Origin of the sequence: Microcoleus sp. B13-B6, from assembly GCF_036705405.1 — a bacterium.
GTDB lineage: Bacteria > Cyanobacteriota > Cyanobacteriia > Cyanobacteriales > Microcoleaceae > Microcoleus.
On record NZ_JAUBUJ010000031.1, the window covers coordinates 39,930 to 64,667 of the forward strand.

The 24,738-nt window shown below is 46.3% G+C and carries 26 protein-coding genes and 1 pseudogene; 17 read left to right on the forward strand and 10 right to left on the reverse strand.

Going from position 1 to position 24,738, the window contains the following annotated elements; genetic code table 11:
- The first annotated feature begins 178 nt into the window (after positions 1–178).
- The gene (locus tag QUB35_RS16145; RefSeq protein WP_333142834.1) at positions 179–382 is read left to right on the forward strand and encodes a hypothetical protein; all 204 of its coding nucleotides are present in this window, start codon (positions 179–181) and stop codon (positions 380–382) included.
- A gap of 222 nt (positions 383–604) precedes the next feature.
- Here QUB35_RS16145 and QUB35_RS16150 read toward each other — a convergent pair whose 3' ends face one another.
- Positions 605–1,228: a Uma2 family endonuclease gene (locus QUB35_RS16150; protein ID WP_333142835.1), complete on the reverse strand. Its 624-nt coding sequence runs from the start codon at positions 1,226–1,228 to the stop codon at positions 605–607.
- A gap of 144 nt (positions 1,229–1,372) precedes the next feature.
- Here QUB35_RS16150 and QUB35_RS16155 point away from each other — a divergent pair.
- From QUB35_RS16155 to QUB35_RS16170, 4 genes and pseudogenes are all read left to right on the forward strand, one after another.
- A pseudogene (locus QUB35_RS16155) lies at positions 1,373–1,609 on the forward strand (HD domain-containing protein); the annotation flags it as partial.
- 134 nt (positions 1,610–1,743) lie between these two features.
- A complete protein-coding gene (locus QUB35_RS16160) occupies positions 1,744–2,085 on the forward strand; it encodes a hypothetical protein (RefSeq protein WP_445252008.1) in 342 nt (113 codons plus the stop codon).
- 50 nt (positions 2,086–2,135) lie between these two features.
- Positions 2,136–3,272 (forward strand): ABC transporter ATP-binding protein, encoded by a 1,137-nt coding sequence (locus QUB35_RS16165; protein WP_333142836.1) that lies wholly within the window; start codon positions 2,136–2,138, stop codon positions 3,270–3,272.
- Positions 3,273–3,818: 546 nt separating this feature from the next.
- Positions 3,819–4,217 carry a hypothetical protein gene (locus tag QUB35_RS16170; protein ID WP_333142837.1) on the forward strand — a complete coding sequence of 133 codons (399 nt, stop codon included), beginning with the start codon at positions 3,819–3,821 and terminating at the stop codon, positions 4,215–4,217.
- 69 nt (positions 4,218–4,286) lie between these two features.
- Here QUB35_RS16170 and QUB35_RS16175 read toward each other — a convergent pair whose 3' ends face one another.
- The 3 genes from QUB35_RS16175 to rbfA all read right to left on the reverse strand — a co-directional run bounded on the left by QUB35_RS16175 (position 4,287) and on the right by rbfA (position 7,249).
- Entirely contained in the window at positions 4,287–4,520 is a 234-nt protein-coding gene (locus QUB35_RS16175) for a DUF4327 family protein (RefSeq protein WP_333142838.1), read from the reverse strand.
- Positions 4,521–4,885: 365 nt separating this feature from the next.
- On the reverse strand, positions 4,886–6,685 hold the full coding sequence (locus tag QUB35_RS16180) for a glycoside hydrolase family 3 N-terminal domain-containing protein (RefSeq protein WP_333142839.1): 1,800 nt from the start codon (positions 6,683–6,685) through the stop codon (positions 4,886–4,888).
- A 153-nt stretch (positions 6,686–6,838) separates the two neighbouring features.
- Complete coding sequence (rbfA, locus tag QUB35_RS16185) at positions 6,839–7,249, reverse strand: 30S ribosome-binding factor RbfA (protein ID WP_333142840.1); 411 nt, start codon at positions 7,247–7,249, stop codon at positions 6,839–6,841.
- 196 nt (positions 7,250–7,445) lie between these two features.
- Between rbfA and QUB35_RS16190 the strand changes: the two genes are divergently transcribed.
- Together QUB35_RS16190 and sipA are read left to right on the forward strand one after the other, a co-directional pair.
- Complete coding sequence (locus QUB35_RS16190) at positions 7,446–7,649, forward strand: hypothetical protein (protein ID WP_333142841.1); 204 nt, start codon at positions 7,446–7,448, stop codon at positions 7,647–7,649.
- Positions 7,650–7,778: 129 nt separating this feature from the next.
- Positions 7,779–8,018, forward strand: a complete 240-nt coding sequence (gene sipA, locus QUB35_RS16195; RefSeq protein WP_333101820.1) for a regulatory protein SipA — start codon at positions 7,779–7,781, stop codon at positions 8,016–8,018.
- Between the two features lie 120 nt (positions 8,019–8,138).
- Here the strand turns inward: sipA and QUB35_RS16200 are convergent, their stop codons facing one another.
- A complete protein-coding gene (locus QUB35_RS16200) occupies positions 8,139–11,504 on the reverse strand; it encodes an EAL domain-containing protein (protein ID WP_333142842.1) in 3,366 nt (1,121 codons plus the stop codon).
- 208 nt (positions 11,505–11,712) lie between these two features.
- Here QUB35_RS16200 and QUB35_RS16205 point away from each other — a divergent pair, with 208 nt between their 5' ends.
- Both QUB35_RS16205 and QUB35_RS16210 read left to right on the forward strand, forming a co-directional pair.
- Complete coding sequence (locus tag QUB35_RS16205) at positions 11,713–12,012, forward strand: hypothetical protein (RefSeq protein WP_333142843.1); 300 nt, start codon at positions 11,713–11,715, stop codon at positions 12,010–12,012.
- A 191-nt stretch (positions 12,013–12,203) separates the two neighbouring features.
- The gene (locus QUB35_RS16210; protein WP_333142844.1) at positions 12,204–12,644 is read left to right on the forward strand and encodes a pentapeptide repeat-containing protein; all 441 of its coding nucleotides are present in this window, start codon (positions 12,204–12,206) and stop codon (positions 12,642–12,644) included.
- A 162-nt stretch (positions 12,645–12,806) separates the two neighbouring features.
- On the opposite strand, the gene crtH is transcribed toward QUB35_RS16210, so the two are convergent.
- A complete protein-coding gene (gene crtH / locus QUB35_RS16215) occupies positions 12,807–14,351 on the reverse strand; it encodes a carotenoid isomerase (protein ID WP_333142845.1) in 1,545 nt (514 codons plus the stop codon).
- 24 nt (positions 14,352–14,375) lie between these two features.
- On the opposite strand from crtH, the gene QUB35_RS16220 reads away from it, so the two are divergent.
- The gene (locus QUB35_RS16220; protein ID WP_333142846.1) at positions 14,376–14,618 is read left to right on the forward strand and encodes a hypothetical protein; all 243 of its coding nucleotides are present in this window, start codon (positions 14,376–14,378) and stop codon (positions 14,616–14,618) included.
- A gap of 231 nt (positions 14,619–14,849) precedes the next feature.
- Here the strand turns inward: QUB35_RS16220 and QUB35_RS16225 are convergent, their stop codons facing one another.
- Positions 14,850–15,077 (reverse strand): hypothetical protein, encoded by a 228-nt coding sequence (locus QUB35_RS16225; protein WP_333142847.1) that lies wholly within the window; start codon positions 15,075–15,077, stop codon positions 14,850–14,852.
- A gap of 7 nt (positions 15,078–15,084) precedes the next feature.
- On the opposite strand from QUB35_RS16225, the gene upp reads away from it, so the two are divergent.
- The 3 genes from upp (at position 15,085) to QUB35_RS16240 (ending at position 16,947) form a co-directional block, all read left to right on the forward strand.
- Entirely contained in the window at positions 15,085–15,735 is a 651-nt protein-coding gene (upp, locus tag QUB35_RS16230) for a uracil phosphoribosyltransferase (RefSeq protein WP_333142848.1), read from the forward strand.
- 390 nt (positions 15,736–16,125) lie between these two features.
- Positions 16,126–16,593: a TMEM165/GDT1 family protein gene (locus QUB35_RS16235; RefSeq protein ID WP_333142849.1), complete on the forward strand. Its 468-nt coding sequence runs from the start codon at positions 16,126–16,128 to the stop codon at positions 16,591–16,593.
- 60 nt (positions 16,594–16,653) lie between these two features.
- The gene (locus QUB35_RS16240; RefSeq protein ID WP_333142850.1) at positions 16,654–16,947 is read left to right on the forward strand and encodes a TMEM165/GDT1 family protein; all 294 of its coding nucleotides are present in this window, start codon (positions 16,654–16,656) and stop codon (positions 16,945–16,947) included.
- A 433-nt stretch (positions 16,948–17,380) separates the two neighbouring features.
- On the opposite strand, the gene QUB35_RS16245 is transcribed toward QUB35_RS16240, so the two are convergent.
- Positions 17,381–17,887, reverse strand: coding sequence for a hypothetical protein (locus tag QUB35_RS16245; RefSeq protein WP_333142851.1), 507 nt, complete (start codon positions 17,885–17,887; stop codon positions 17,381–17,383).
- Positions 17,888–18,216: 329 nt separating this feature from the next.
- Between QUB35_RS16245 and QUB35_RS16250 the strand changes: the two genes are divergently transcribed.
- The 3 genes from QUB35_RS16250 (at position 18,217) to QUB35_RS16260 (ending at position 20,429) form a co-directional block, all read left to right on the forward strand.
- Positions 18,217–18,528, forward strand: coding sequence for a nucleotidyltransferase domain-containing protein (locus QUB35_RS16250; protein ID WP_333101836.1), 312 nt, complete (start codon positions 18,217–18,219; stop codon positions 18,526–18,528).
- 173 nt (positions 18,529–18,701) lie between these two features.
- Positions 18,702–19,031 (forward strand): HEPN domain-containing protein, encoded by a 330-nt coding sequence (locus QUB35_RS16255; protein ID WP_333142852.1) that lies wholly within the window; start codon positions 18,702–18,704, stop codon positions 19,029–19,031.
- Between the two features lie 135 nt (positions 19,032–19,166).
- Positions 19,167–20,429: an MFS transporter gene (locus tag QUB35_RS16260; RefSeq protein WP_333142853.1), complete on the forward strand. Its 1,263-nt coding sequence runs from the start codon at positions 19,167–19,169 to the stop codon at positions 20,427–20,429.
- A gap of 112 nt (positions 20,430–20,541) precedes the next feature.
- On the opposite strand, the gene hisIE is transcribed toward QUB35_RS16260, so the two are convergent.
- Complete coding sequence (hisIE, locus tag QUB35_RS16265) at positions 20,542–21,192, reverse strand: bifunctional phosphoribosyl-AMP cyclohydrolase/phosphoribosyl-ATP diphosphatase HisIE (protein WP_333142854.1); 651 nt, start codon at positions 21,190–21,192, stop codon at positions 20,542–20,544.
- A 352-nt stretch (positions 21,193–21,544) separates the two neighbouring features.
- Here hisIE and hemL point away from each other — a divergent pair, with 352 nt between their 5' ends.
- Positions 21,545–22,843 carry a glutamate-1-semialdehyde 2,1-aminomutase gene (gene hemL / locus QUB35_RS16270; protein ID WP_333059735.1) on the forward strand — a complete coding sequence of 433 codons (1,299 nt, stop codon included), beginning with the start codon at positions 21,545–21,547 and terminating at the stop codon, positions 22,841–22,843.
- 410 nt (positions 22,844–23,253) lie between these two features.
- On the opposite strand, the gene QUB35_RS16275 is transcribed toward hemL, so the two are convergent.
- Positions 23,254–24,294, reverse strand: a complete 1,041-nt coding sequence (locus QUB35_RS16275; protein WP_333142855.1) for a tetratricopeptide repeat protein — start codon at positions 24,292–24,294, stop codon at positions 23,254–23,256.
- Positions 24,295–24,738 lie beyond the last annotated feature (444 nt).

The window sequence follows — 24,738 nt, forward strand, 5'->3', positions numbered from 1 at the left end:
ATAGACTTTGAGGAATTGCTAGCTTGATATTCAATCCACCTTGGTAAAGCTTTCAAGGCGCTTAAATTCCTGCCTAGACACCGACGCTAACAATTAATGTCGTACCTCCAACCAGCAGTCGCATTAGCAAGCTGCAAGTGGTTTTCTCTTTCTCACGCAACTGCAACAATCGCCCTCGTTGGTTGATGTGCCGTTGGTTGCTGGAGTGGCTGGGAGACTGCGATCAGCGGGCGATCTGTTAGCCGAGTGTTTTTTTAGTAAATCGGGCGATCGTTCTGGCTCAAATTTAAAGGCGATCGCACTCCACCAACAATCTCTCAACCTCATTCCAATGGAAGACTACCGTTTACAGAAAATCCCAAAGAAAGCCCTGGGCTTTTAGTCGTGGGATGAATCTGCTTACCCTTTAGGGTCAGTCCTTTTCAGTCTATGCCGCAGTCCCCTAATTAGATGTTAACTGTATCAATACTTCAAAGTTACCTGTAGGTCGATCTTAAACTCGATTTGATCGTTCCCACATTCTCATTAAACCCAGTCTTAAGCTAAAGTTTCTCACCGTGAGTTTCTCTTTTTAGGATTTTAATAAATTAGTTTAACAAATACCTCAAGCCAACAATTCACTCACAGCTACGCTAAAACCTGCAAGCACACTTTGAGTGTTAACAACTTCATCCGTATTAAACAACCGCCAGCGTTGCCCTGCATTGACAAATATTAATCTAGCTTCAGGAAACAACAACCAAACTTCTAAACATCCCGATTCCAAATATTCCTGAGCTTTCGCAAATAACTCTTCGCCGCTATCTTCCGGAGAAGCAACTTCCGCTATCAAAGGAAAACTTTGGGAAAATGCTGTAAAATTGCCTGATTCTGGCAGCAGTTCAGGAGTAATGTAAGCAACATCGGGACGGCGACCCTGTTTGTTAGTGCGGCAAAGTATTTCGGTGAGAACTTCTCCTCCCTGTCCGCTGGAGTCTTTGTAATTTCCCCAGTAACGGGCTAATTTAGATTGAGCTAGACTGTGCTTGAATGTCATTCCTGTTTTCTCCACTAAGTTGCCGTCAACCCATTCCATTCTATCAGCAGGTCTGACTAAAAAATCTGCCAGAGATATGACTTTTTTAGGCTCAGATTCTGGCGGAATTTCTGGTATGTTTTCTAATTTTTGCGGTAATTCTGGCTCGGAGTTTTGGTCGGGATTTTTTGGTATAATTATAGTAGCTGTCATGCTCGCAACCTCGGTTTAACGATTATAAATTTACAAGCGATCGCTCTCGATCGCATTCGATGACATGATTGAACTTGGTAGATTTTGTCTTTTCAACTTAGCCGGACAATTTATATATCATAGCAATTCAGAAAGGTGACTTTCATGATTCTCTCAAACCGTTTTTCAGAAGCCCTCACCTATGCCGCCGAATTGCACGCTACCCAAGTTCGCAAAGGTTCCGGCGTTCCCTACATTGCCCATTTGTTGGGCACTGCTAGTATAGCTTTAGAATATGGGGCCAATGAAGATGAGGCGATCGCAGCTTTGCTTCACGATGCGATCGAAGATCAAGGCGGCGCCACCACCCGCGAAGCCATCCGCCGCCGCTTTGGCGATACCGTCAATCGATTTTAGATTTTAGATTTTAGATTTTAGATTGAAGAATTGACCCCACCGATAAATTCGGGGGGCAAGTTTCATCAGATACAGGTTTTTTATTTCTGGACGGATGAATCACGTGGCGGGTATCCTGGATGCTTTCGGTTACAGCGATTGTAGACGGCTGTACCGACAGTGACGCGACGCCGAAACCCCCTTGGCGTCAGCGAAAACAAGCTTATATCGATCGCATTTCTACGGCTTCTGCCTCGGTCAGATTAGTCTCGGCTGCTGATAAACTTTATAATGCTCGATCGATCCTGAAAGATTCCCGTCAATTAGGAGATACTGTTTGGGAACGCTTCAAAGGCGGCAAAGAGGGTTCTCTCTGGTATTATCGTTCTTTAGTAGAAGCATTCCGCAAAGCTGAGTTAACGCCTATAGTTGAAGAATTAGACCGCACAGTTTTAGAATTGGAACAGTTTTCTGAAGGCTGAAGGCTGAAGGTAAAAAGCACTAATTATCAATTACCAATTACAATTAAAAAATGGCAAATGTTCGCTTAGAAAATATTACCCGACGCTACCAAAACGTCACCGCGATCGAAAACATCAGCTTCAAAATCCCGGACGGGGAATTTTGGGTATTAGTCGGGCCCTCCGGCTGCGGGAAATCCACAATTATGCGGACAATTGCAGGTTTAGAAACCGCCACTTCCGGCAATCTTTACATCGGAGATAATTTAGTTAACAACATTCCGGCGAGACAGCGGGATGTAGCAATGGTGTTTCAAAATTACGCGCTTTATCCGCACATGACTGTCGCAGAAAACTTGGCATTTGGATTGCGGATGCGGAATGTTGACCCGACTAAAATTCAAGAACGAGTCGAAACAGTAGCCCGATCGCTCTCGATCGACCATCTCCTCAAACGTAAGCCCAAACAGCTATCAGGCGGACAGCAGCAGCGGGTAGCACTGGGAAGGGCGATCGCCCGCGAACCGAAAGTATTCCTTTTAGATGAACCGCTTTCTAACCTCGATGCTCAACTGCGAGATGACACTAGAGCCGAGCTTAAACAACTGCATCAACGGCTGGGAATTACCACAATTTACGTCACCCACGACCAAGTGGAAGCGATGACTTTAGCGGATAAGATTGTAGTCTTAAATGGGGGAAAAATTCAACAAATTGGAGACCCGCAAAGCATTTATGCGAAACCAGCTAACCGCATGGTTGCAACATTTTTAGGCAATCCCGCCATGAACATTTTGCCGGCCATTTATACTAACGAATCCTTTCAAATAGGAGAGCAAGCTTTAGCCTGTCCGCCCTCGATTCAGAAAAAATTGCAGGCGAGAGAAGGACAAGGATTTGATTTGGGTATCCGTCCAGAAAATATAGAAATCTTTACGCCACAAACAGTAGAAGATGATGATGATTTGAAAACCGATGTTTGGGCTTTAGAAAAAGTTCCCCTCGATGTAGAGGTAAAAGTAGTGGAACCTCTGGGGCGAGAAACTTTAATTCGGGCGAGTTTGCCTTCGGGGAGCGCTGAAACTACTGTACAGGTGCAAGTACCTGCGAGTGTTCGCTTGCGATCGGGCGATCGGCTGACGGTACAGCTTGACTTCGATCGACTATTTATATTTGACCCTTCCACCGGTGAAGCGCTGTATCCTTAACGGGCTTGAACAGGACTTACGCACGGGTAATCAGCCACCGCAATACGCTTGGGTTAACACTGTTAATTCCGGGCGAGATCCCCCTAAATCCCCCTTAAGAAGGGGAGTAGGGGTTGACTTTGAACAACTTCTTGTCCCCCCCTTCGTAGGGGCGGTGCCAAGAGTGCCCGCCCTCTTGGCTAGGGGGGATCAGTCTTATCTGAACCGTATTGAATCAGCCACCGGGGTTTTTTTAGTCGCCGTGCCTAAGTCCTCTTCAATCTAAAATCTAAAATCTAAAATCTAAAATAGACTGAGCCTTCCAGTGGGAAAGTCTCGATTCGTAGTTACAAAAATTTACACTTGACATTTATTAATTTACCAAGTAATGATACGATTAGTATTGGCACAACGACAAAACGTCCCCCCAAAAGCTGATATTTCCTGAATCGGGGCGATCGCGACCCACAACGCCAGCATCTTCGCGCTAAGAAGCGGCTTTACGCCCTCACTTGGGAGCAACTGGCGAACCCAAAACTCAGAAAAACGTTCTAGCGGCATTTTTAGATGAATCCCGACAACCTGCCTCAAATGCTGCAAACAGGATTTCACCTAACTTTAGGTGCAACTTCCTTTTTAATTGAGACATTGCAAGATCCCCTGAAGCGAGAAGAAAATCTTGACAAACTGAAGTCAGATTTTGGCCAGCTAGCCGATGATCTGCTGGAAAAAGGAGAAATGACTGAGCGAGAAGCCCGGAATTTTGTAGATACTATTTTCTCTCAACCGGGCGATCGGGAGAATGCAGACAGCGAATCTGTCTCGTCCAAGCAATCAGATGCAGCGACTGATGCTCCTCCCGAGTCGGTTGTACAGCCTAACGTAAAGCTAGAGATTCAAGAATTAACAGCACACATGGCAGCGCTCAGAGCCGAGTTGGAAAATTTGCGCGCCGAAAATTCCTAGTATTAAAGAATCAAGAGTCTTTAACACAGCCGGAGTTTACTTGCCAACTTAATTTAAGAGAACCAAACTTTAGTCATTTTCCCATTTTTCAGAACCGATCAGGTCGGCGATGCGATCGCGCAGCAAGAAGTCGCATTTTTCTAATTCGCACTCTACACAAGCCCATTCCCGGGGGGGAATGAATTGGCACAGCGTGTAGATAGGCTGTTGGCGGCTCAGCACGCCCTCGTGGACGAGGTGACGCGCTTCATCTTGGATCACATCTAAAGAGTATTGGATTTGGGGAATAGTGGACTGAATCATAATGCGCCCTCAATGTTTTACTAAAAAAATTTATGGCCCTGGTAATAATATAGTCCAAACTTACGAATATGGAAGTTAAATTTTGTCCGTATACAGCTATACAATTCACTGCCGTCAATTTAAAAAAATTATAGGAACGATCGGTAAGTGATGGGCTCTGTCTTAGGATGTGGAGAAGCAGCACATTTTCTCCACTAGCAGGCGGATATGCTGGAAAGTTCTATTGAGAACTTAGGAACCCGCGTCCAATTCCCGGTTTCTGGATACTTCGCCACCAAAGGCAGAATTTGTCGCGAGAAACCGGGTTGATGAATTTAACTCCTAACGCAGCAAGCAACAAAGGAAAGATTCAGAAGTCCGGCAACTCAAGCATTGCCCTTTGCGTCAATGCCGAATAGCACTTCTAGAACGAGAGATTGCGCTGCCGGCATCTGCCCAAAACAAAATACATAAGGAATACTCGGAGGCAAGTGTGGCAAAAATTGCTCTAAAACGTAGGGACTGCCGTAAATTAACACAGCTTGCAGTTCTCCCGTTTTTAATAATTTCTTAAACCAATCTTGAGCTGCTTCGGTCAAACCAGCACTGCCTCGGAAGCAATTGCCGCGAATGAAAATTTGCAGCAGTGTCGGAGAAAAATGCTCTGCACCTGTATTATCAGCGATCGCCCCTGTGCGATCGTCAATCAGTTGCAATTCGTAACCAAACTGTTCGGGAAGGGCAATCGCCGGAGTGTGGTTTCCCAAAAACTCGCACCCCAAAACATCATCTACAACAATCAAATTCCGCAAAAGCTGGTTTTCTGCTGGTTTTGCAACCTGCAAAGGTAGATTGCCGCCAAATTTCAAAGAATCTCGCAAAATATCGGCAGCAGTTGCCCTGGCATCAGGATTTGCCAGCAAACTTAAGTCGATCGACTCAATGGATTCTAAATTCTTGCTCCCCCCTTTAGTAAGGGGGGGTTGGGGCAGGGCTTTTTCATTCTCGGTAGGGGCCGTGCCCCCGTGCCGGTCCTCTTGGTCTGATCTGCCGATCGAATCCTCTAGGTCGGGGGTAGGCACGGGGGCACTACCCCTACAAAATTCATGTTTTTGGTGAGAATGAAACAGCCCTGGGGGTTGGGGGGGGTCAGAAATCGGCAAACCCACCTTTATTTTCGCTTTCCAAATTCGCTTGACAGATTCCTTGATTTGTGATATTGGAATTCGCCCTTGAGTGACAGCTTCGCAGACAGCCAGAATCGCCCCTTCCGGGTCAAGCGGCATCAGCAAAACATCAGCACCAGCCTGGGCCGCCAAAACAGCAGCTTCATTAGCGCCGTACTTATTGGCGATCGCACCCATCACCAAAGCATCCGTCACGATCAAACCTTCAAATCCCAACTCTTCTCGCAGCTTCCCGATCAAAATTTTGCGAGAAAGAGTAGCAGGAAACTCGGCATCCCAAGCCGGAATCAGCAAGTGAGCACTCATCACAGCATCGGCCCCAGCGGCGATCGCCTCAACAAAAGGAGGCAACTCAACCTCAGCCAATCTCGCTGGCGAATGCGGCAAAACCGGCAATTCCAAGTGAGAATCAACCGCCGTGTCTCCGTGGCCGGGAAAATGCTTAGCTGTAGTCAAAACCGGGTGCTCACCTGCGCCGCGAATAAAAGCAGCGGCTAATTTCCCCACAATTTCCGGTGTCTCGCCAAAAGCGCGGACGTTAATCACAGGATTGTCGGGATTGTTGTTAACATCAACCACCGGTGCGAGAATCCAATTTAGACCGATCGCCCTAGCTTCGATCGCAGTGACAGCGCCCATTTGTTCAGCATATCGATCGGCTTTACCTGCATCGTGCCGCGCCACTTCGGCAATCGCCATCGGCGGCCCGAACCAAGTTGCCCCTGCGAACCGCTGGCCGACACCTTCCTCAATATCAGCCGCCAGCAACAGCGGAAACTTAGCCCAAGACTGCAATTGGTGCGATCGAAGTGCCAACTCTGCAGCACTTCCCCCGACCAAAATCACCCCACCGACGCCCAAATTTTCCAGATAATAGCGGAGTTTGCTAGCAGTTGGTTCCCATTCCCGATAGCGAATTTGGTGGTCGAACAAGCAGCCAGAAGCGCGCACCACGAACATCTGGGCCACCAGTTCTGGTAAGGAAAGATTGTCAATCATTCGATTTTAGATTTTAGATTTTAGATTTTAGATTTGGGCATCGGGCATCGGGCATCGGGCATCGGGCAAACAGGGAATCGGGAATCGGCAAAACAGGGAATTGGGAATTTTCCCTATCTCCTTCTCTTCCCCTCTTCCTTCTTCCTTCTCGCCTCAATCGGGACTTTCATCCTCAGCGAATTCTTCATCGGGATCTAAAATATCCGGTTTGCGATCGGCAGAAAGCTGATTCAGCAGTATCAACATTTTATCGCCGCGTTCCAGGGAACGGTCTTCGAGAAATACTACTTCCGGTGTCCGGCGCAGTTGCACCCGTTGGCCTAACTGGTTGCGGACATAGCTAGTTGCCGATTTCAAACCTTCCATAGTCTCGGCCTTTGCCTCATCAGTACCGTAAATGCTGACAAAGATTTTTGTATGCTGAAGGTCTCCCGAAACAATTACATCGGTAACGCTAACCATACCGGCACCTACCCGATCGTCCTTAATGCCGTTGAGCAACATCAGGCTGACTTCCCGCTTAATCATTGAAGCTACGCGCTCAATGCGACGACTTGTAGCCATAACAACTATCCCCTACTTTTAGATCGGCCGTTTTCATCCCAATAGACAATTGTAGCGCGATCGGTCAGGGGTGTTACGGGCGATCGTCCAAGTTAGGGGTGAGATACAGCTTAGAGGAAAAAAATGTTTGATTGCCTATAGGTGAATATATAGCTAATATAGAGAGGTAGAGTGAGATACAGCTTAGAGGAAAAAAATGTTTGATTGGATTGTCAAAACAGTAGCCGATGCTTCAGGGGTAACTAACCAGCTAAAGATAGCTGAATGGGCAAGATTGAACAGGACTAACCCTTTCGATATGGGAGCCAAAAACTACCAACGATGTGTTTATGACTTAGAGTTAGGGGGAAAATATTATGAACTTGAATATAACGAAGATGGCAGCCTAAAATATCAATAATTTGGCCGATTATTCCCTTAATTACGCTTCATACTTCTCCATTTTATTATCATCCCTCATCAATCCATCAAACAGAAACATTTATTGTTAAAATTCATTGATGAGCGTGTTTTTTAGGGAATAAAATTCATGGAAAAAGAATTTACAATCGGTCAAAAAGTCCGAGTTGTGGCTATGCCACCTTACGTCAAAACTGCCGAACCGATGCCGATGCTGCGGCCTGCGAATTTAATTGCGATCGGCGCTGAAGGCGTTGTGATCGATCGGCGTCCCGGCAATTATTGGGGCATTCGCTTTGAAAAAGGTGCTTTTCTGTTAGACAGTCAGTACATTGAAGCGGCGGAAACTACTGTAGAAGGTAATGGCTAATGGAAAATGGGGAATGGGGAATTGAGATCACAACTTAACATCTCCTTTTCCTTGTTCCCTCAACATCCCTCCCTTAAATCCGTTAAATCCCATTGCTTGCTCGTTGCCGAACTTCCTTCTTCAACAAGCCAGCTTCGCCTCAAAAGCCAAAGAATTAACAGGAAACTCCCCCAAAACTTCCTCTAAAATCGGAGATGTGAAGTTACAAGGTTGAGGCTTGCCCAAATGATAACCTTGAGCGTAATCTACCCCAAGTTCATTGAGTTTATCCATAATTTTTTGATTCTCAACATACTCCGCAATAGTTTTAATTCCCATGACGTGAGCGATTTTGGTAATAGCTTCCACCATTGCAACATCAATAGGATTCTCGACAATATTCTTAATAAAATTGCCGTCTATTTTGAGATAATCAACCGGCAAGCTTTTCAGGTAAGCAAAGGAAGACATCCCGCTGCCGAAGTCGTCCAAGGCAAACTGGCAGCCTAGTTCCTTGAGTTGCCAAATCAAGCTTGCTGCCTTGCTGAGATTACCGATCGCCACGGTTTCGGTAATTTCAAAACAAATTATTTGCGGCGGTATTTGATGGATGGAAAACTGTTCCTGAATAAACTCGATAAACTTTTCTTCGTTGAGGCTGTCCCCAGAAAGGTTGATTGAATAAATGCTGGGATATTTGCCAAATAAGGATTGCGGATTAGACAAAAGAGAGCAAGCAGGGAAGGTAACTATTTTATCGCTGCCTACTCCAGGGTCTTGGACTAATAAATTGGCCGTGAAAATTTTAGATAAATTGCTAAATAAAGTACGAATTACCCAGCGGTCGATCGCGTGCATCAAGTTGTAGCGTTCTGCCGCCGGAATAAACGCCATCGGCGACACCAACTCACCAGTTTCCAACCGGAGGCGCAGGAGGATTTCGCAGTGGGTTCCGGTGGTTGGAGAATTGAGCAAAGGTACGATCGGCTGAGAGTACAAGCAAAAGCGATTCTCTTCTAATGCTTGATTAATTTGCACCACCCACTCGGTTTCGCCGTGCTGTTTGATTAATTCTCGATCGCCTGCTTGATAAACCTGTACCCGGTTGCGACCTTTATTTTTAGCAGCGTAGCAGGCCATATCGGCCGCGCTCAAAATCGCAGATGTCGATGCTGTTTTGGGATTGATTGCGACCAAACCGATACTGACGCCGATCGAAAAAGTTTTGTCCTGCCACGCAAAGCGGAATCCCTGAATGCTTCGCAGCAGCGTTTCAGCAACGTTCAATCCTCGTTCGACGGGACGATTGTACAGGAGTACAGCAAATTCATCGCCGCCGAGACGCGCCAAAATATCGGTTTTGTGGATATTGCTTTTAAATAGCTGGCTGACTTGGCGCAGCAGTTCGTCCCCTGCAGCATGACCGGAGGTGTCGTTAACTATTTTGAAGCGATCGAGATCCAGGTAAAGCATCACGTGTTCTTGCCCGTAACCTTGAGCGCCGTGTAGGGCGTGCTCTAGCTGGTACTCAAATTCCCGGCGGTTGACTAATTGCGTCAGAGGGTCATGAGTTGCCTGCCAGGTGAGTTGCCGCGCTTGAGTTCGCACTTGGGTGACATCTCGGAACACAACGACGGCCCCGACAATTTTGCCGCTGCTGGCGTGGATGGGGGCGACGCAGTGGTCGATCGCAAATTCGGTGTGGTTGCGGGCAATCAGCAAGCTGTTGTGTCCTTGGTCAACAATCCGACCTTCGCACAAAGCGATTTCGGCGATATTTTCGATCGGCAGCCGGGTAGTTTCGTCAACTATTCTCAGCACGCTGGCGAGGGGCAAACCTTTAGCTTCCAATGTAGACCAACCAGTAAGTGTTTCGGCAACTGGATTAAGGGTGGAAATGCAGCCGTCGGCGTCTGTCGCGATTACGGCATCGCCGATCGATTGTAGAGTAACATGAGCGAGTTCTTTTTCTTCAAAAAATGCTTGTTCCATGCGCTTGCGATCGCTAATATCCCGCTGCACCGACACCCAGTGGGTAACGTTCCCGGAGGTGTCGGCAATAGGTACGCTGTTGAGTTCCACCCAATAAGTTGAACCGTCTTTGCGGTAGTTGATCAATTCTAGGCGTAGGGGTTCTCGGCGAGAGAAAGCACGGCGAATTTTATCAACTTGGGTGGGGTCGCTTTCTGGGCCGCGCAAGCAACTGGGGGTTTGTCCGATGATTTCTTCGGGTAGGTAGCCCGTCATTTGGGTAAAAGCTTCGTTGGTATAGATGATGGTGGGGTCGGAGATATCGCTGTCTCCGGCATCCATAATCACGATCGCGTCGTTAGCGTTCACTACAGCAGATTCTAAAAGGTGGAGTCTGGCCTCGGCCCTAACGCGGGTAGCAATTTCGCTTTCTAGTCTGGCGTTAGTCAAGCTGAGGGATGCGATCGCTTTTTGCAATTCCCTAGTCCTTTCTGCCACTGAATCGTGCAGAACATCTATCGCCCCGGACATTTCCATCGGGTCAAGTACGCGCAGTATGTTGGTTTGAGTAACTATTCCCAGAAGTTCTCCCTGTTCCCCCGTTACTACCAACCTGCGGACTAAACGCTGGTGCATTTCCTGATGAGCTACCCACAGCGAGTCTTCTTGCTTGAGGCTAAATAAGGGGGTACTCATCACAGTTTGGGCGATCGTTTGCGACAAATCTATATCTAAAGCTTGAAATTCCACAATATCCCGTTCTGTGACGATACCTACTGGAATCGGGAACGGTAAATCCCTCGATAATTCTGTTGATTCGGTAATTACCACGCAGCTAACGCGGTGCTCGGCCATCAACTCGGCTAAACTCATAACTGACGCGGAGCGAGGTGCTTGAATGACTTGTGCGGTCATTACTTCTTTCACGCGGCGCATTTTTAAGATATTTGCCGGTTTCAGCATGGCTTGGCGAATGCTTTCCGGGGTAATTACTCCTAAGAGTTGACCTTCACTATCCACTATTGGCAAGTGCTTAATTCTTCGTTGCCCCAGGAGAATTAGGGCACTGAAAATGTCTTGAGTCTCGGATTTTGTCAGAGTTGCTGCCGGCTGCCTCATTACTTCTGCGATGGTGACACCTTTTAAGTTTTTGCCCGAGGCAATCAAATCGACAAGATCCCTTTCTGTAAAGATTCCTTGCAAGTGAGAATGTGGAGCCGAGTGCGAGGATAATTTTAAGAGTGATTTTTCCACGACAAAGACGCAGATACCTGTCGCGTCTCTGCACGCGCTTGAGGTGGGGGGATTTGCGATTTCTGTTAGTGGCTGATAGATATCGGTTGGTGGAATGTCTGCGTTTAGAGAGCAAATTCCGCGCCGTTGGCCCATCAGGGTAATTACTTCTGCTAGTGGGGTATCGGGCGCAACTGTCAAGGGGTAGCGGTCTATTACTTGAGCTAAGGTTGGCAGATACTTGGAGGAATCGTTTTTGAGCATATTTAATTGAGTTTTGCGATCGCGTAGACTCTGCGACATTCCAAAAAAGTGCTGATTTCCAAGCACTAGGTGGATTTTTACGGCGCTGCTGAGACCTAATTAAAATTTATTGTTAAAAATGCAGCCGAGCTTGGGCCGGGGATCGGGGCTGTGACTGCTTTTCCTCTACCTATAAAGTTATAAGCTTATCTTTATTTTAAATTAAATTTTCTGTCTCGTGACACTTTTATTAAAAACCAGGTATTTTTTGTCAACTTTTTGGGGAGCATCTCACCTTTGCAGCCAAGCTAGAAATTGGAGTTTTGAGGCAGGAGGCAGAAGGCAGGAGGCAGAAGGAAAGAGGAAGAAGGAAAGAGGAAGAAGGAAGGAGCCAGAAGAAGGAAGGAGCCAGAAGAAGTATTTTTACAAATATGAGATGCTCCCACTTTTTGCGATAAGATCGCAGCTAAAATCATCCATAGCATTGCGAATCATCTCCATCTTCAGAAAGACGCATCGGTTGGCTATCCGGGTTAACCTAGAAAATGTTACTACAAAAAGGCACTGAATTAAGTTAGGCAGTGTTAAGTTTTGCGAAATTATGTTTTGCAAGCTGGTCGAGACCATGTATGCGTTGTTGAGTGCAATTGATATCACAGCCAATGTGTGAATTAGATCGCAACTTCCGAAAACAACCGTGGTAAGATTGTAGATATCAAGACAAGAACTTGAATACAGAGTCTGTGAGGAAAAGGGATTATGAAACGCAATCTATTAGCCGCTACTTTTTTAATTACTCCCCTACTGTTGGCTGGCCCGGCTCGCGCTGAAAATCCCGCTCACGTCCAACAGTTATTGTCAACCGGGCAATGTTTTAAGTGCGACTTGTCAGGAGCAGATTTAATGGGAGCCCATTTAATTGGTGCTGATTTGAGAGAAGCAAATTTACGAGGCGCAAACCTATCTAGTGCCAACCTCGAAGGCGCGGACTTGACGGGTGCTAACTTGACGGGTGCTAACTTAACCCAAGTTTTTCTGACTAATGCCAGTTTAAATGACGCAGACCTCGATCGGGCAAATCTGACCGCGGCCATCATTAACACCACTGACGTATCCGGCGCATCAATGGAAGATATGACCATCACTAATGCCAAAATCTACAATACCCAAATCGGCGTCGGCGGCAGCTACGACCAGTAAACTTCTTAAAAGAATGGAAAACGCCAATTTTCAGTTTAAAAACCCGGTTTCTATCCAGAAACCGGGTTTTTAGTCTTTTTGTAGGAACCCTCGAAGCCTTGTCTTACATTTTCTCTCGTATTTCAAGCGAACAATCTGACGTACCCTACCCTACCACGACCACTAAAAACCCAAATCAACCGCAATTCGGTGCGCGCAAGCAAACCCAGAAAACGCCACCGCATTTAAACCCTGTCCGGGAAACGTACTGTCACCCACACAATACAAACCAGGCATAGAAGTTCGATTAAACGGCATTCCCAGCAAACCCATTAACTTCTGTCGCGGAATCGGCCCGTAAGTTCCATCTTCGCGCCCCAAAAAGCGGCGGTGAGAACGCGCTGTCCCCACTTCCATATAATCCAAACCGGCATCTAAACCGGGAAAAATCTTTTCTAATCTTTCAATAATTCTCCCTCCAGCCTCTTCCTTTTTATCCTCATATTCCTGCTGCGAAAGTCCTTCCCACTGTTCCATCCAACTCGAAGTAAAAGCGTGAACGATGTGATATCCTGCGGGAGCTAAATCCGGGTCGAGCACGGTCGGAATGGACACCAAAACAGTTCCCTCTGGCGCTTCCATTTTGTCCCAATCTTCTAACAAAATGTGGTGGCAGGCACTACCGGCAGGGATTACGCTTGCTTCCACTCCCAAATGCAAACTCAAGAAACTGGGGGCTTTTTGATAGCGCTGCTGCCATTTCTTTTCGCTAGCGGGCATCTCTTCTGCGGGCAGCAATTTCTCAAAAGTATCCCACCGCGTGGCGTTAGAAACTATGCGCTTGGCGCGGTAAACTTCGCCGGTTGCTAGCTCGACTCCGACAGCGCGGCCGTTTTCTGTTATAATTTTTTTCGCCTTAGCTTTGTATTGAATTTTTCCGCCGCATTTTTCTAATCCTTCTACTAATTTTTGGGCGATTTGACCGACTCCGCCTTTGGGATAATTGATGCCACCGTAATGTCTGTCGGAAAATACCATTCCGGCATTAATCATCGGCGTCAAGTCTGCGGGTACTACAGACCAGTAGTAGCATTCCATGTCGATAAATTTCAGCAAAGTAGGGTCTTTTATGTAGCGCCGCGCAATGTCGCCAGTATTTTGAGGCAGATATTTTACTAATCCCAAACAGGCTAAAGGATTCTGAAAAAAGACTCGGACGAGATATCCGGGTTCTTCTAGGGATAGCAATTCCATGCCGTTGAGGCAGTTAAAGACGTTCCAGCATTCGCCGTAAAATTTGTGGATTCCTTCGCGTTCGTGAGGGAATCTGTCTGTTAATTCTTGCAAGTATTTCTCATAAGCCTGGGGAACTTCAAGTTCCAAGCCGCTGGGTAAGTGATAGTGAAGCTGTACGGGGTCGGGAATGGTTTCTAAGGTGACGTTGACTGCTTTCAGGGCGCGGGTGAGGAGGTTGGTGGTGCCACGCTGTCCGAAACCAAATATCATGGAGGCGCCGACATCGAATCTGTAGCCTTCTCGATCGAAATATCCAGCACTACCCCCCGGAATTGTATAGCTTTCGAGCACTAAAACTTTGGCTTTCTTAGCCGCTAGCTGGGTGGCTGTCACGAGTCCACCAATGCCGGAACCGATGACAATTACATCAAACTCTTGCTCTGTAGGGCGGGAGTTGGGAGAAAATAACTGGGATTGGGTAGGAGCTGACATTGGGTTAAAAATCTTAATATTTCTATGATTTTACAGTCGATCGCTCCAGAAGGAAGAAGGAAGAAGGAAGAAGGAAGAAAAATAAACTATTTCCAATGCCCGATGCCCAATGCCCGATGCCCAATGCCCGATGCCCAATGCCCAATGCCCGATGCCCAATGCCCGATGCCCTGTTTGCCCGATGCCCAACGCCCAATGCCCCTGCTTCCCAAAAAAATGCGGGAACAGTCTACCATTGCCGACTGCCCCCGTCTGCCGATCCTTTGAGAGGAGAACACTAAAAATTACTATAGCCTTGTTGCTAATTAATGTCAATACTATTGGAAAAATATTTCAATAAGCTGATGGAGGTCGATCGGCGAATGGGTTCTAACTCATATGTTGCACAATTCTCAAGAACAGGCAAGATGCCTGTTCCACAAAGAGTGAGTTTTCTTGTGGGGTGGGCATAGAGCCCGCCCGTGAAAGGCTTATTAATAATGGTGCAAGATGTCAGTTCTAACCGACTGCTGGTGGTTGTCGCAATAGTCCGGCACTCCGGCGGAGGTTTGAGCCTGTGAGGGCAATCTTAAAAATAGTGCTCTTCGGTCGATTCTCAATCTCTGGCTTGTATGCGCCCTCAAGGATGTGATAAGTTGCACAGAGCGATCGATCGCCCGTTGGCGAAGCCCTCAAAGAAGATCGATCGCACCGCATAAAATCCCTCAAACCTAGCAATCTCCCCAATTTCCTAATGTCCCTGCAACTGCGCGTTTACGTTCCTCCGCATCCATTAATTAAACACTGGCTGGCTGTTGCCCGCGACGGCGCCACCCCCTCGGTACTTTTTCGTTCTGCGATGACAGAATTGGGAAGGTGGCTGGCTTACGAGGCGATTCGAGAATGGCTGCCGACAGTGGAAACCACAGTGCAGACGCCTTTGGCAGAATGTCCGGCGGCTTTTATCAACCCGGAAGCTCCGTTAGTTGTGGTACCGATTTTGCGGGCGGGTTTGGCACTGCTCGAAGGAATTCAGACGGTTGTGCCGCTGGCGTCGGTTTACCACCTCGGCATGGCAAGAAATGAGGAGACGCTACAACCGACTTGTTATTTGAACAAATTGCCGGCGCAGTTTATCCCGCAAACGCGGGTGATAATTAGCGAGCCGATGCTGGCGACTGGCGGGACGATTATAGCGACTATGCAGGAATTGACTGCACGGGGAATTGATCCGAGCTTGATTCGGATTATCTCTGTGGTGGCTGCTCCTCCGGCTTTGAAGAGGCTGAGTGCAGAGTACCCGAGTTTGATGATTTACACGGCAACGATCGACGAAATAGTCAACGAACAGGGCTTTATTGTACCTGGTTTGGGAGATGCGGGCGATCGAACTTACGGCACATGAACCAGCCAGTCAGTCAATTTTAGATTTTAGATTTTAGATTTTAGATTTTAGATTTTAGATTGACTCGACAGATAAATCTGGGGGGTTGTCTCCCTTTTTGGGCGCGGTGAGTGGTTCCAGGAATGAGTTGCTGAAATCTTCGGCGAAAAAGATGACCGAAAGCATCTAGGATACCCGCCACGTGATTCATCCCTGGAGGAATAAAAAACCTGTATCCGATAAAACTTGCCCCCCGAATTTATCCGTGGGGTTAATGCTTCAATTCTAAAATCTCAAATCTAAAATCTAAAATCTAAAATCGATTGACCCTGGTTTGGTAAAAGCAGGCACCGAGAGAGTTAGAATCAAAAGTACAAGTCAAAAATAAATAGCGTTTAGCACTCATTGCCCGTGAAACTTGATTCTGTTCCGCCAAGCTTGTCTGCTTCTGACTCAGTAAACCTCAATTATGATTTGCCACAACAGGTACAACTACAAATAAAAGAGGTTACTGAGATTTGTGCTGCTTTAACCCCGGAGCCCGCTGAACTCTCAGTGACTGTAAATCCCGATATTTGTCAGGAACAAAAGAAACTGAAGCCCAAGCACTGGGCAATTTTTGCTTCGACTTTTGCAACTATTTTTTTAGCTGAAATTGGAGACAAAACTCAGCTCGCGATTTTGCTGATGACGGCTGAATCTCGAAATCCTTGGATCGTTTTTGCGGGTGCGGGTTCGGCTTTGATAGCAACCAGTTTGCTGGGGGTGTTGCTAGGAAGGTGGCTGGCTAGTCGGATTGCTCCGAGAACTTTGGAGAGAGCAGCCGGAGTGATTTTACTGGGGATTTCGGCGGTTCTGCTGTGGGAAGTGCTGGGTTAATTGTCTGCCTGTCGGTAAGTCGTAGATTTCTACAAGAGCTAATTAAGAACTGAAAAAAATATGGACTGGCAACTTTTGGGAATCAGTTTTATTACAGTGTTTTTGTCAGAATTGGGAGACAAAAGTCAATTAGCTGCGATCGCCCTGGGCAGTAGTTGTAACTCGCCGCGGGCTGTATTTTTTGGTACGGCGTCGGCGCTGCTTCTGGCGAGTTTAATCGGCGTGGGCATTGGCTTCAGCACGGCAGAGGTGTTGCCGGAACGACTGGTAAAGGGGCTCGCAGCGATCGGATTTGCGGTGATGGGCTTGCGCTTGCTGTGGCCAAAAGCAGATTTACCGGAAACCTCCGAGTAGGGCGTGCCGTTAGTCGATTTTAGATTTTAGATTTTAGATTTTAGATTTACTCTACAGATGAATCTGGGAGTTTGAACAAGAGTCTAAAATTTTTCTTTCTCCACGGGAGGAGTCGTTCGCAAGTATCCGTTTTTGCGCGGGTTCAGGAAACTTGACAGTATTGTTATATCAAATCTGTTAGCATCGGAGATTATTCCTATCACTCTTCTCTTCATCTGCGTGAATCAGCGTCAATCCCTTGTCATCTGCGGCCCAAGAAATTCTCTTTTTTTAACCGCAGATGAGGGCAGATAAACACAGATTAACGCCGATGAATATCAAATCCGGTGTTTACGATCGTTAAAATTTAAAAAATTAGCGGGGGGCGTGAATTCACGCCCCCCGCTGCAGGTTGAGTTTTTTTTCTCAACTCAACCTCTTAGCCTTCTGTCGATTAAACTTGGTTTTGGTAGCACCAGCCCAGCAGCGTACCGGCGACAGCCAACTTCAGCGCTTCCAAGGCAAAATAGCCTTGGTGCAGTAGATTCATGCCGGCGGGCACTTCTGCTGCGGAATCGAACAGATTTAGCTGCATTCCCAAGGCGCTCATTTGGGGTGTCAGGGCGTAGGTGTCAATCAGGGCGATCGCCAGAAGTACCAATGATAATAAGATTGCTGTGCGGCTGCGCTTGCCGAAGTCACCGACTAAATTGCTCAAAACCATCAAACCCGTTGCCACCACGCCCGAACAGATTAACTCAACGCGGTTGAATCCCCAGAACATTAAATTCCCGGCTGTTGCAAACTCCGGTGATGTCGTCATGCCCGATACGTAGAGACTCGGCATAATTACTAGATCCAAAATCAGGCTAACGCTGAGCCAGAAAATTAGAGCCACCATGACAATTGCTTGCCAGCGCGGTTTGATTGATTCTACTCTTGATGTTGTAATAGCTGTCATATAATTAGACCCTCTAAAATTTTCTTCTGCCTTTTCTAGAGTTTAACTAACTTTTTTCTAAAATCGTGTTAAGTATTTTTAAATTAATGGTAACTTTTGTGTAACTAACTGAGAAGAATTGTTAAGCTGGCGGGTGTTCGTCTTCGATGGCTTTTTTTCGGATCGCTTCGCTAACGCCAACGGGCGAGCCAACAGCAACAGTTTAAAATTTATGGCGATCGTCAAAAATCTCTTGATAATTACTCATTGGAGGGAGAGACTCCAGAAATTTCATGTGTTATTATTACAGTGGATTTGAAAAATATTAAAAATGTTAGCAAATGATTGAAATGAACACAATCATGGAATTGAGTCGGGCAATAGCCAATAAATTCAAACCGCAAAAAATAATTTTGTTCGGCTCTTACGCCTATGGAAATCCCACAGAAGATTCGGACGTTGATATGTTGGTAGTTTTATCTTCGGATGGTAATAATCTTCGTAAAACTTGGGAAATATTAAATCAAACTCAGCCAAACTTTGCTGTAGATTTGTTAGTGCGAACTCCTTCGGAAATTGAACAACGTCTAGCTTGGAATGATTTATTTTTGCGGGAAATCATCGAGAAAGGAAAGGTGATTTATGAATCCGCTCACACTTGAATGGGTTGATAAAGCTGAGGGCGATTTTACTACAGCAATCCTAAATGATTCGTGTAATTCTTGTAGGGGCAAACCCCCCGTGGTTGCCCCGCCTTGGCTGGGGTAGGCACGGGGAGTAGGGGTAGCACTACCCCTACATATTTTTACAAATGATTTAGGATTGCTATACAGCTTTGCGGGAATTGCGAGCGCGAAAATCTCCAAATTATGATGCGGCGTGTTTTCACGCTCAACAGTGTGCCGAGAAATATCTAAAAGCGCGTTTGCAGGAAGCAGTAATTTCTTTCAGCAGAACGCATAATTTGACTGTTTTGTTAGATTTGCTGTTGCCCGTTGAGCCTGGGTGGGATAAGCTTCGCACAAAACTTTTAGCGTTAACTGCTTTCTCCGTTGCCTATCGCTATCCGGGGGCTTCGGCTGATAAAGATACAGCGCGCGAAGCATTAAATTTTTGTCGCGAAGTTCGCGAACAAGTAAGGTTAAGTTTGGGTTTGACTCCATAATACCAAATCCTGCTTTAATACCTGCTTAATTCTTGAGTCCGCGAAGGCGGACTTCGTTTGTGTAGAGGCGGTTTCAACCGCCGACTGTTCATTAGTTTAGACGCGGTTTCAACCGCCGACTATTATAAATAATATATGCCTAAATTTCAATTATCCTCTTGGTTGCCCCGTCTCCCCTCTCAAGTCTGGATTCTTGCCGCCGGCAGATTCCTCTCCCAAAGCGGCACCGGTTTTACTTTATTTTACGCGCCGATATTTTTTGTCGATCGCGTCGGTTTATCTGCTACTGCTGTTGGGATTGGTTTGGGTAGCGGTTCAGTTTCGGGAATATTCGGCAGAATTTTGGGCGGTTCTTTTTGCGATTCCAAATTTTGGGGAAGGCGGCGAACTTTATTGCTGGCGACAATTATTTCGGCTGCCGCTTCTTTTGTACTGGCGGGGACTAATGATTTCCCCGGCTTAATTGCGGGCAATTTACTTATGGGTTTTGGCGTGGGTTTGTATTGGCCTCCAACGGAGACGATGGTGGCCGATTTAACCGAGGGCGAACAGCGACAGGAGGCTTTTGCTTTGACGCGGCTGGCTGATAATTTGGGTTTGCAAGTTGGGATTATTTTGGGCGGTTTGTTGATTTCTATAACGGGGAATTATCGATCGCTCTTTATTATTGATGGTATCTCGTTTTTAGTGCTGTTTGCGGTGGTGGCGATCGCGATCGCCGAAACCTACAAACCAGTTAATTCAACGGATATAGGCAAAAAAAGTCTAAAAAATGGTTGGATGGTGGCGCTGAGCGATCGCAGTCTTCTAGTTTATGCTTTAGTAAATACTCTGTTCACATTATATATTTCCCAAATCCAAACCACCATGCCGCTGTACTTTAGCAAGTTTGTCGCGGTGGGGACATCGGGAAAAGGCTTTTCAACAGGTACAATTACCGTTTTGTTTGCTTTTAGCACGTTTTTAACTGTGGCTTTGCAACTGCCGGTTGTTAAAGCTTTGAAGCGGTTTTCCCATCCGAAAGCTTTGATGATTTCTGCGCTGCTATGGGGAATGGGATTTATCGCGATCGGCTTGACGGGAATGGCTGCAACTGGCAATCTATTGTTGGCTGTTTTAGGCTTGAGCTTTTTGTCGATGGCGACTGTTGCTTATACGCCTTTTGCTTCGGCTTTGGTGGTGGATTTAGCGCCGGAATCTTTGCGGGGCGTGTATTTAGCGGTTAGTTCTCAGTGTTGGGCGATCGGCTATTTAATCGGGCCACCGCTGGGCGGTTTGGCTTTGGATGGAGGTAAATGGGCGGCAGATAATTTTTGGTTGGGTTTGGCTTTGAGTGTGGGCGCGGCTATTTTTATTTTGCAAAAGCTCGATCGAATGTTGAAAAATAGCAGTCATTAGTTATTAGTCATTAGTCATTAGTCATTAGTCATTAGTTATGAGTCATTAGTTATTTGTTGCTGCTACCAATGCCCAATGCCCAATGCCCAATGCCCAATAACCAATAACTAATTTATTTTCGTCGATCGCCCAATTTGCGGTAAACTGCTCTTAAATCAACTTGATGGTGAGCCAAAGCAACCAAAGCGTGATAAAATAAATCCGCAACTTCCCCAGCAATCCCCTCTTTGTCGTCATCTTTGCAAGCCATCACAACTTCCGCCGACTCTTCGCCAATCTTTTTGAGAATCTTGTTGTCGCCGCCCTCGAACAACTTGCAAGTATAAGAACTTTCGTTAGGATTGTCGCGCCGATCGCAAATTACCGCAAATAATTGAGATAACATATCCCCTGGCGGCGGTGAAATTTCCCCATCAACTTGGTGAAAACAACTTCTTTCTCCGGTGTGACAAGCAATATCTCCGACTTGTTCGACTGTCACCAGCAAAGCATCGCTATCGCAGTCGTAACGCAGCCCTTTGACATTTTGAACGTGTCCCGAAGTCGCGCCTTTGGGCCACAATTCAGCGCGAGAACGACTCCAGAACCAAGTTTGCCCGGTAGAGAGCGTTTTTTGCAGCGACTCCCGATTCATCCAGGCCATCATTAACACCGTACCGTCCAAATAATCTTGGACGATCGCAGGCACTAAACCGCGATCGTCGTAACGGATCTTTTCAATTGGGATCGATCGGCTCAAACTCGATAAATCAGTAGTAGACATACTTTTATTTCAACTTGGTAAGATAGATTAACGCTTTCCTGTCGGAGATTGTTTTTTTTATTAACCGCAGAGAACGCAGAGGACGCAGAGGAAGAGAGAAGATTGAGCAAGTGATGGGTAAATTGTCAAGAACTATTTTACAAAAAATTACATTTTAGGGCGATTCCCTACGGGATAGCTTCGCTTCACGGTGCTAGTGCGACAAAGCCTAAAAAACCTAAGCTAGTATTGCTACTCATTGGTTTGTACCCTAAAATCTACTAGAATAGTTTCCTTGAATCGACCTAACCTTTATGTTGAACTGGCTATAAAATTATTCTACCAACAACAGACGTTCACTAAGGAGAAAACATTGGTTTCCACAACCTTGAAAACGACCAAATCAGAAGAAATTTTCGCCGCAGCCCAGAAGTTGATGCCAGGTGGCGTCAGTTCCCCCGTCCGCGCCTTCAAATCCGTAGGCGGACAGCCCATCGTCTTTGACAGGGTAAAAGGAGCCTACATTTGGGATGTTGACGAAAACCAATACATTGACTATGTAGGCACTTGGGGCCCAGCCATCTGTGGCCACGCCCACCCGGAAGTCATCAAAGCCTTGCACGAATCTTTAGAAAAAGGTACGAGTTTCGGCGCACCATCGCTGTTGGAAAACGTACTCGCCGAAATGGTCATCGATGCGGTTCCCAGCATTGAAATGGTGCGATTTGTCAACTCCGGCACCGAAGCCTGTATGGCCGTTTTGCGGCTGATGCGAGCTTTCACCGGACGCGATAAACTGATTAAATTTGAAGGCTGCTATCACGGGCACGCCGATATGTTCTTGGTAAAAGCCGGTTCCGGCGTCGCAACTCTGGGCCTTCCCGACTCTCCGGGCGTGCCGAAATCCACTACTGCCAATACCCTCAACGCTCCCTACAATGACTTAGAAGCAGTCAAAGCTTTATTTGCCGAAAATCCCGGCGAGATAGCAGGCGTAATTCTCGAACCAGTGGTGGGGAATGCCGGTTTTATTACCCCGGATGCAGGTTTTCTCGAAGGTTTGCGGGAAATTACTAAAGATAACGGTGCTTTGTTAGTTTTTGATGAAGTAATGACCGGTTTCCGCATCGCCTACGGCGGAGCTCAGGAAAGATTCGGTGTCACCCCGGATTTGACTACTTTGGGTAAAGTTATCGGTGGCGGTTTGCCGGTGGGAGCTTACGGGGGAAGGCGGGATATTATGGGGATGGTGGCTCCTGCTGGGCCGATGTATCAAGCGGGTACGCTTTCGGGAAATCCTTTGGCGATGACTGCTGGGATTAAGACTTTGGAATTGCTGCAAAAACCCGGCACTTACGAACAGTTGGATAAGATTACCAAAAAACTGTCTGACGGATTGCTAAAAATTGCTAAGGAAGCCGGACACGCGGTTTGGGGCGGGCAAATTAGCGGGATGTTTGGCTTGTTTTTTGCGGCTGGCCCGGTTCACAATTACGAGGATGCGAAGAAGTCGGATTTGACGAAGTTCAGCCGCTTTCACCGGGGAATGTTGGAGCACGGAATTTATCTTGCTCCTTCGCAGTTTGAGGCGGGATTTACTTCTTTGGCTCATACTGACGAAGATATCGATCGAACTTTGGCTGCAGCGCGCGAAGTGATGGCCAGTATTTAACGTGTGTAGTAAGGATGTTCGTCCTTAAAACTCAGGAATAAATGATTATAGTCCTTGCTGTTTTTTTGGCAGTAAGGACTATAATTGTTAACTGTTACCCAATCCGCGTTAAAAACCTCTTGATCAGGGCTTACGCAGGGGGCGAGAAACCCGGTTTCTAGAAGATTTTGCGACGACTCACTATAAATATACGCAGAAACCGGGTTTCTGAGGTATTGTTTTTTTGGGATGACCTACTTAATGACGAATGAGTAATGACTGCTGACTCATTAGACTGGAATTGCATACATTCACAAACTATATTTAAATGCCTCTGCGTTGCATCAGCAGTTTCCCTGTCGCTCAATGATTTATGCAATAAGTCTAATGACTAATGACTAATGACTAATGACTAATGACTACTGACTAAATCAATCATTAATAAATTCACTTTCACAGATAATCGAGTCTCTGTTCTCCAAATCTTCTTGATTCCAGACCGCGTTTAATGCTGCGGAACTTAAGGAAGTTGACATCGTATTTAAGGTCGTGTTGTAGTATTCTACAGCATTATTAAGTTCCACCTGCGGCGCTTCTTTGAAGTACGAATTAATATCAGGCGTACACCGCTGGGCTTGGTAGTATACATAAGCTTCAGCATTAATGCACATTACGTGGTAAAAATCCTTATTTGCTGCCGCAACATCTCCAAGTTTATACAGCGCTAAACCCCGGTTGAGATAAGCTTTAACATAGTTCGGATCGAGTTCCACTGCTTTGTCAAAGTCTTCAATTGCAAGCTGCATTTGTTTTAATTTATAGCGAACGCAACCTCTGTTATAATAGGCATAAATATTTTGTGGATCGATGCCGAGTGCAATGTTGTAATCGGCCATCGCCTGCGTATTGTCTCCTAATTGGTGGTAACAGAGACCTCGATTTATGTAAGCTTTGATATATTTAGGATTCAACCGCAGCGTTTCGTTAAAGTTTTCCGTTGCGGCCTCTTTTTCTCCCAAAAGGTAGTAAGCGCGCCCCCGGTTGTAATAGGTTTTATAATTGTTGGCATTGATAGATAGAGATCGATTGTAGTCTTCTATTGCTTCTTCGTAATTTCCTAAATTAGCAAGTACAAGTCCCCGGTTGTTGTAGATAGCGTGGCTGTTAGGCTTATTTGCTAAAGCACAGTTTAAATCTTCAATGGCTTTGTCGTGTTCTCCGAGATGACGCCAAGCATTGCCTCGATTCAAGTAAGCCTCGAAGAAGTTAGGATTGATATCTAAGGCTTGGCTGAGGTCTGCGATCGCTTTTTGGTAGTCTTTCATGTAATAGTAAACCAAGCCGCGATTGTTATAGGCTTTGGCATCGGCGGGATTGACTTGCAGTATCTGATCGAAGTCCTCAAGTGCCGCTTCATAGTTTCCTTTCTTGGCGCTGTGCAAACCGCGCTTGTAAAATTGTTTGAGGTTCATAGGTCAACTTTCAGGATTGCTTGATTCTGGGGGTTGATTCCTGTGCAGTCAGTTTTGAGTTAGAGGGCCGTTAATCTGTTGAAAGAGCATCCACCTGGGGTCAGAGTAACTCTTGAATGATTCCCGGCAATCTACCGTAAACAGGATTTTGGGTTTATTTTAACAGTAGTTAAATCCTGTTGAAAGGCTCTGCACCTCGGCTGGATTTACTTATTAGTCAGTTCGATTGTTTACCCGATCGACTTAATCTCAAAAGTCTACTTTTACTTGGTGCTCTGTGTCTCTTGATGCGGCGGCGATCGGCTCGATCGCCCAATTAAGTTTGAGACCGCTACTCAGTATAAATTGTTGCCAGTAGTCCTACCGAGTAAACTCTATATTTTTTTGACAAACTTCGTCTCAGTATTTACGGCAGTACGTCTCTACAAACTTTTGTTGCCTAAT

Bases quoted from the DNA above. Each gene is read 5' to 3' on its own strand.
- QUB35_RS16150 (WP_333142835.1), bottom strand. From the start codon at position 1,228: ATGACAGCTACTATAATTATACCAAAAAATCCCGACCAAAACTCCGAG.
- QUB35_RS16220 (WP_333142846.1), top strand. From the start codon at position 14,376: ATGATTTTACAGTCGATCGCTCCAGAAGGAAGAAGGAAGAAGGAAGAA.
- QUB35_RS16260 (WP_333142853.1), top strand. From the start codon at position 19,167: ATGCCTAAATTTCAATTATCCTCTTGGTTGCCCCGTCTCCCCTCTCAA.
- QUB35_RS16210 (WP_333142844.1), top strand. From the start codon at position 12,204: ATGAAACGCAATCTATTAGCCGCTACTTTTTTAATTACTCCCCTACTG.
- QUB35_RS16190 (WP_333142841.1), top strand. From the start codon at position 7,446: ATGTTTGATTGGATTGTCAAAACAGTAGCCGATGCTTCAGGGGTAACT.
- QUB35_RS16275 (WP_333142855.1), bottom strand. From the start codon at position 24,294: ATGAACCTCAAACAATTTTACAAGCGCGGTTTGCACAGCGCCAAGAAA.
- upp (WP_333142848.1), top strand. From the start codon at position 15,085: ATGTCCCTGCAACTGCGCGTTTACGTTCCTCCGCATCCATTAATTAAA.
- QUB35_RS16175 (WP_333142838.1), bottom strand. From the start codon at position 4,520: ATGATTCAGTCCACTATTCCCCAAATCCAATACTCTTTAGATGTGATC.
- sipA (WP_333101820.1), top strand. From the start codon at position 7,779: ATGGAAAAAGAATTTACAATCGGTCAAAAAGTCCGAGTTGTGGCTATG.
- rbfA (WP_333142840.1), bottom strand. From the start codon at position 7,249: ATGGCTACAAGTCGTCGCATTGAGCGCGTAGCTTCAATGATTAAGCGG.
- QUB35_RS16165 (WP_333142836.1), top strand. From the start codon at position 2,136: ATGGCAAATGTTCGCTTAGAAAATATTACCCGACGCTACCAAAACGTC.
- QUB35_RS16180 (WP_333142839.1), bottom strand. From the start codon at position 6,685: ATGATTGACAATCTTTCCTTACCAGAACTGGTGGCCCAGATGTTCGTG.
- hisIE (WP_333142854.1), bottom strand. From the start codon at position 21,192: ATGTCTACTACTGATTTATCGAGTTTGAGCCGATCGATCCCAATTGAA.
- QUB35_RS16250 (WP_333101836.1), top strand. From the start codon at position 18,217: ATGAACACAATCATGGAATTGAGTCGGGCAATAGCCAATAAATTCAAA.
- QUB35_RS16245 (WP_333142851.1), bottom strand. From the start codon at position 17,887: ATGACAGCTATTACAACATCAAGAGTAGAATCAATCAAACCGCGCTGG.
- QUB35_RS16170 (WP_333142837.1), top strand. From the start codon at position 3,819: ATGAATCCCGACAACCTGCCTCAAATGCTGCAAACAGGATTTCACCTA.
- QUB35_RS16160 (WP_445252008.1), top strand. From the start codon at position 1,744: ATGCTTTCGGTTACAGCGATTGTAGACGGCTGTACCGACAGTGACGCG.
- QUB35_RS16200 (WP_333142842.1), bottom strand. From the start codon at position 11,504: ATGTCGCAGAGTCTACGCGATCGCAAAACTCAATTAAATATGCTCAAA.
- crtH (WP_333142845.1), bottom strand. From the start codon at position 14,351: ATGTCAGCTCCTACCCAATCCCAGTTATTTTCTCCCAACTCCCGCCCT.
- QUB35_RS16240 (WP_333142850.1), top strand. From the start codon at position 16,654: ATGGACTGGCAACTTTTGGGAATCAGTTTTATTACAGTGTTTTTGTCA.